5 protein-coding genes are annotated in these 5,596 nt (G+C 48.6%); 4 read left to right on the plus strand and 1 reads right to left on the minus strand.

All coding sequences use genetic code 11. The features are described from left to right. Positions 1-166: 166 nt before the first annotated feature. Positions 167-1,585: an aspartate ammonia-lyase gene (locus QVO99_RS07690; protein WP_022317030.1), complete on the minus strand. Its 1,419-nt coding sequence runs from the start codon at positions 1,583-1,585 to the stop codon at positions 167-169. Positions 1,586-1,863: 278 nt separating this feature from the next. On the opposite strand from QVO99_RS07690, the gene QVO99_RS07695 reads away from it, so the two are divergent. The 4 genes from QVO99_RS07695 to QVO99_RS07710 all read left to right on the plus strand — a co-directional run bounded on the left by QVO99_RS07695 (position 1,864) and on the right by QVO99_RS07710 (position 5,513). After that, positions 1,864-2,580, plus strand: a complete 717-nt coding sequence (locus QVO99_RS07695) for a Bax inhibitor-1/YccA family protein (RefSeq protein ID WP_022317031.1) — start codon at positions 1,864-1,866, stop codon at positions 2,578-2,580. Positions 2,581-3,625: 1,045 nt separating this feature from the next. Then, positions 3,626-4,105 carry an arginine repressor gene (locus QVO99_RS07700; RefSeq protein ID WP_022317032.1) on the plus strand — a complete coding sequence of 160 codons (480 nt, stop codon included), beginning with the start codon at positions 3,626-3,628 and terminating at the stop codon, positions 4,103-4,105. A 33-nt stretch (positions 4,106-4,138) separates the two neighbouring features. After that, positions 4,139-4,921, plus strand: coding sequence for a pyrroline-5-carboxylate reductase family protein (locus QVO99_RS07705; protein WP_042518242.1), 783 nt, complete (start codon positions 4,139-4,141; stop codon positions 4,919-4,921). 34 nt (positions 4,922-4,955) lie between these two features. After that, entirely contained in the window at positions 4,956-5,513 is a 558-nt protein-coding gene (locus QVO99_RS07710; protein ID WP_022317034.1) for a TlpA family protein disulfide reductase, read from the plus strand. Positions 5,514-5,596 lie beyond the last annotated feature (83 nt).

The following is a 5,596-nucleotide window of genomic DNA, read 5'->3' on the forward strand; positions in this document are numbered from 1 at the left end:
GTGACGGTTTTCCTTTTATTTGACAGAAATCAAAGAAAAACGTGGTTATTCACCTTATATAATTAATGCGCACGCATGAGGGGCAATTTCAGAAAAACGCCTGACGGCATATTGAAACCGTCAGGCGTTTGTCAATTAGATATTTCCGTATGGATGTTATGGGATATTATTTCAATGTGAAGTTGTGAGACTGGAGCATCTCCTTTGGATCGAGTGCTTTGTCGAGCTCTTCCTTGCTCATGAGTCCCTGCTCGATAACGATGTCGTATACTGAGCGACCTGTCTCGAATGCCTCTTTGGCAACCTTTGAGCTCTTCTTGTAGCCGATGATTGGGTTGAGGGCAGTAACGATACCGATACTGTTCTTCACCATCTCCTGGCAGCGCTCCTTGTTTACTGTGATGCCGAGCACGCACTCCTCTGTGAGAGTCTCGATAACGTTCTTCAGCCATGTGAGGCTCTCGAAGAGGCTTTCAGTGATGATTGGCTCCATAACGTTGAGCTCGAGCTGGCCAGCTTCTGCAGCGAAGCATACAGTAGCGTCGTTACCGATAACCTTGAAGCAAACCTGGTTTGTCACCTCTGGAATAACAGGGTTCACCTTACCTGGCATGATTGATGATCCAGGAGCCTTAGGAGGCAGGTTGATTTCATTGAGTCCGCAACGAGGACCAGAAGCCATGAGTCTCAGGTCGTTGCATATCTTAGAGAGCTTGACAGCCAGACGCTTCAGAGCTGAAGAGTAGCTTACGTAAGCGCCTGTGTCTGGTGTAGCCTCAACGAGGTCGGTGGCAGAAACGAAGTTCTCGCCGGTGAGCTTGCTCAGGTTAGCAGCGCAGAGTTTTGCGAATCCCGGAACGGCGTTCAAGCCAGTACCGATTGCAGTACCACCCATATTGATTTCGTGGAGCAGCTTCACGTTGCGCTCGAGGTTGAGGATTTCCTCTTCGAGGTTGTTGGCGTATGCCTTGAACTCCTGTCCGATAGTCATAGGCACGGCGTCCTGCAACTGTGTACGTCCCATCTTGATTGCGTCGTTATACTCCTCTCCCTTGTAGCGGAAAGCACTGATAAGACCGGTCAGAGCACGTACCAGATGGATGTTCATGCGGATGAGCGCCAGGCGGATAGATGTAGGGTAAGCGTCGTTTGTGCTCTGTCCACAGTTCACGTGGTCGTTAGGAGAGCAATACTGGTATTCGCCCTTGTTATGTCCGAGGATTTCGAGCGCGCGGTTAGCGATCACCTCGTTGGCGTTCATGTTTACAGATGTTCCTGCACCTCCCTGCACCATGTCGATAGGGAAGTTCTCATGCCACTGTCCGTCGATAATCTCGCGGCAAGCCTGTGCCATAGCTCCGGAAATCTCGTCGTTGATAACTCCGAGAGAGTGGTTTGTCTGTGCGGCAGCGAGTTTCACGTATGCTGTAGCAATAATGAAATCAGGATAGTCACGCATTGTCTTGCGTGAGATATGATAGTTGTTGATACCACGCTGTGTCTGTACGCCATAGAGGGCATCAGCTGGAACGTTCAGTTCACCAAGGAGGTCAGACTCTACTCTGAATTTTGTCTTGTCTGTCATAATATTATATCATTAATAGTTTAAATTCGGTTTTTCAAGGTTGGAATATCATTGTGTTTTCATTTCCGCTGCAAAGGTACGTCCTTTTCCGCAGGTTCGGTTTATAAAAAACGAACGATAATTTGTAAAATAGCAAACTGGTTGTAAAAAGCGACACCGTTTTCCAGATGTGGAAATAAGGAAAGAGATGTTAATAATCAATGTTTTTTCACCCATTGTTGCCGTATAACGGATAATAATGCGTATGTTTGCACCTAGAATATTTTAAAATAACGATTATGAACGAAGACAAACTTTACAGAATGATAGAGGAGAAGGAAGGCATGGTAGCATTGGCTTTCCCTGCTCTTATGAGAAAAGTGTACGTATGGATGGCTCTTGCCCTCGTGATAACGGGCATCACGGCATTCGGCATCGCCAACAATCCCGGTCTGGCATACACGATAGTGACCAACCGCCTGCTGTTCTGGGGACTCGTCATCGCCGAGTTTGGTCTGGTGGTCGCCATCAGCGGAGCCATAAACCGCCTGTCGATAACCACCGCCACGCTGCTGTTCATCCTGTATTCGGTGATAAACGGCGCCACTCTGTCGGTGATATTCCTGGCATACACGCTGACATCGATAGCCAACGTGTTTTTCATCACCGCCGGCACATTCGGTGTGATGGCGTTCCTGGGCTACACCACTAAGAAAGACCTGACATCGCTGGGCAGGATGATGTTCATCGGACTCATCGGCATCATCATCGCCACGATAGTAAACCTGTTCTTGGGCAGTTCGATGCTCAACATGATAGTGAGCTACGTGGGTGTAGTGATATTCGTGGGTCTCACGGCATACGACTCCCAGAAAATCAAGCACATGCTCTATGAGGCCGACTCCATGGACGAGGGTGCACAGAAACTGGCATTGCTCGGTTCGCTGACTCTCTATCTCGACTTCATCAACCTCTTCCTCATGTTGCTGAGGATATTCGGAGGAAACAAGGACTAAAGATACAGGGAAGTTCACATTATTATATAGAGAACAACAAACTCGGGAGGTAATGCCAGCACAAGGGTTGGCATTACCTTCTTTATTTCTTGGATATTCATATTCTCCATACCTGTTGGCGGAATTGATTCAGTGCATACTTAACCCGACCGATTTGGGTTAAAATTGGGCACGCTGGTTGCCCAACTGGGGCAACGTGCTTGCCCATCATGGGCACGGTGCTTGCCCCAGTTGGGCAGATTTGCTGTCAGACGTCTGCCCAATAAGTTAATGTTGCAACACCCATATTCCTGTTTTCAGGATTCTGCCAACGCATCCAATTCCCGTCGTCTGAATTCCTTACATCTGACAATTCCTTTCGCCAGCAAAAACCATCCAGACAATTGGCTGACAATTGCCTGACAGCCAACGGTCTGATTGCCAGTATATTACGACAAAAAACCAGACAATCTGACAGTTTTTCAGAAATTCTCGTTTTTGCTAAGAATCAGCGATATGGGCAACTTTTGCTCATATCGACCAACTTAAATTAATTCCGCCAACGGGTTATTACTATATTTTTTCAGACTTCCATGATACTTCTTATTCTCCATTGATCATAGTTGTATTGATTATCTTTTATTGCTGTCTGGGCAAACTTTTGCGAGCTAAATAATGGCAGATATACTTCTCAGGTTGGCATTGTTTCAACCAACATCCCAATCATTGGCAAGGATAATAAAAACGTCAGGAAATGGGCAGCACGCTTGCCCATGTTGGGCAAGCACCGTACCCACTTGGGGCAAGCACCTCGCCCCAAGTGGGCAACTTTCGCACCCCAGACAATGCCCAAAGTTTCCATGAAAGTAAACGTTCGTAAAGGAGATGCAAAAAGCGCCATCAGAAGCAACCCGGCTTTTCAAAACAAGTGTCATAATGATATTTATACAAGAAAAACACTCAAATATTTAGACTATATACACAACAATCAATAATTCACGTATAAATACTTGCATTTTTAAGTAAATATACATAAATTTGCAACGTATCACCAAACTATACGATTATGAGAGTAAAGAACAGCAGAATGGAAGTCTTGAAGATGCTAATCTCAAGCAAAGACCTGGGCAGTCAGGAGGAAGTGCTCAAGGCTCTCAAAAGCGAGGGCTACACCATCACGCAGGCCACTCTGAGCCGCGACCTCAAACAGCTGAAGGTGGCAAAGGCAGCGAGCATGAACGGCAAATACGTGTATGTCCTGCCCAACGAAACGATGTATAAGAGAGTGCCGAGCCAGCAGACGGCAAGAGAGATGATGCAGTCGTCGGGATTCAGGTCGATAAACTTCTCGGGCAACATGGCTGTGATAAAGACCCGTCCCGGATATGCGAGCAGCATAGCATACAACATCGACAACAGCAACATACCCCACATCCTGGGCACGATAGCCGGCGACGACACGATATTCATCGTGAAGGGCGTGGGAGTGTCAAACGACGAAGTGATAGAGGGACTGCGCCACGTATTGCCGAATATTGAATATTAGTCACTAAATTAAAATCATACAACAGGAGGAATCATGAAAATATCAATAATAGGAGCAGGAGCGATGGGAGGAGCCATCGCCGAAGGACTGCTCAGATGTGACGACCTGAGAGCCGACGACATCACCGTGTGTGACCACAACCAGCCTGTGATGGACCACTTCGCGCAAAAGGGAACGAGCGTGACATCCGACAACCAGCTGGCGGCAGAAGGCAGCGACATCGTGATGGTGGTGGTGAAGCCATGGTGCGTGGAACAGACACTGAAAGGCATCAAGCCCGTTATCGACTACAAGAGCCAGCTGCTCGTGGTGGTGGCGGCAGGAATACCGTCTGAAAAGATAAACGAATGGATGGAGAAAGACGGGGAGAAACCGTCGCTCTTCCTCGTGATGCCAAACATCGCCATCGCCGAAAAGGCTTCCATGACATACATCTCTGCCTGCGGAGCATCGGCAAAGGAGAAACAGACGGTGACGGAACTCTTCGACAAACTGGGAGAGACGATAGTGCTGGAAGAGAGATTGTTCCCGGCGGCAACGGCAATGTCGTGCTCCATTGGATACGCCATGCGGTATGTCAGGGCAAACGTGGAGGGTGCCGTGGAAATCGGCTTCAAGGCGAAAGACGCACAGAAAATCGTGCTGCAGACGATAAAAGGTGCCGTGGAACTGCTACAGGCATCCGGAGAACACCCCGAAGCCGCCATCGACAAGGTGACGACTCCCGGCGGACTGACCATCCGCGGACTCAACGAGATGGAGCACGCCGGATTCTCAAGCGCCGTGATAAGAGGACTCAAAGCCGGAAAGATATAACTAAGTCATTAACCCAAATAAAAAAACGGATATTATGAAACTACAACTATCGCTGACCACGGCTCTCATGCTGACTACCGCCGTGGCAATGGCAAACTGCGGAAACCAGAAAGTACAGAACAACCAAGCCGCCACTCCCGATGCCATACAGCAGGAGGCGAACGACACACTGGAAGACCAGCCGATGGCTCCCGACTTCGAACTGACCGACATCAACGGCAAACAGTTCAAGCTGTCGAGTCTGAGAGGCAAGATCGTGGTGATCGACTTCTGGGGCAGCTGGTGCGGATGGTGTGTGAAGGGCATGCCGGAGATGAAGAAATACTACGAGAAATACAAGGGCAAGATGGAAATCGTCGGCGTTGACTGTGGCGACACCAAGGAACAGTGGAAAGCTGCCGTCAGCAATCTCGCACTGCCCTGGATTCACGTATATAACCCCAAAGGTGCCGGCGACATCACACAGGAATACGGAATACAGGGCTTCCCCACGAAATTCATCGTAGGCAAAGACGGAAAACTGATAACATTCGTCATCGGCGAAGACCCAGCCTTCTACACCACGCTCGACGAAGTGATGGAAAAGGAATAGATCTCACCGTAGGACTTCGGCGTGACGTTGGGCGTGAATGCTGCCACCCAAGACTGTAAGAAAGACGGAATGATGTATTCCAT

The sequence above is a fragment of the Prevotella sp. CAG:592 genome, assembly GCF_000436015.1.
Classification (GTDB): Bacteria; Bacteroidota; Bacteroidia; order Bacteroidales; family Bacteroidaceae; genus Prevotella; species Prevotella pectinovora.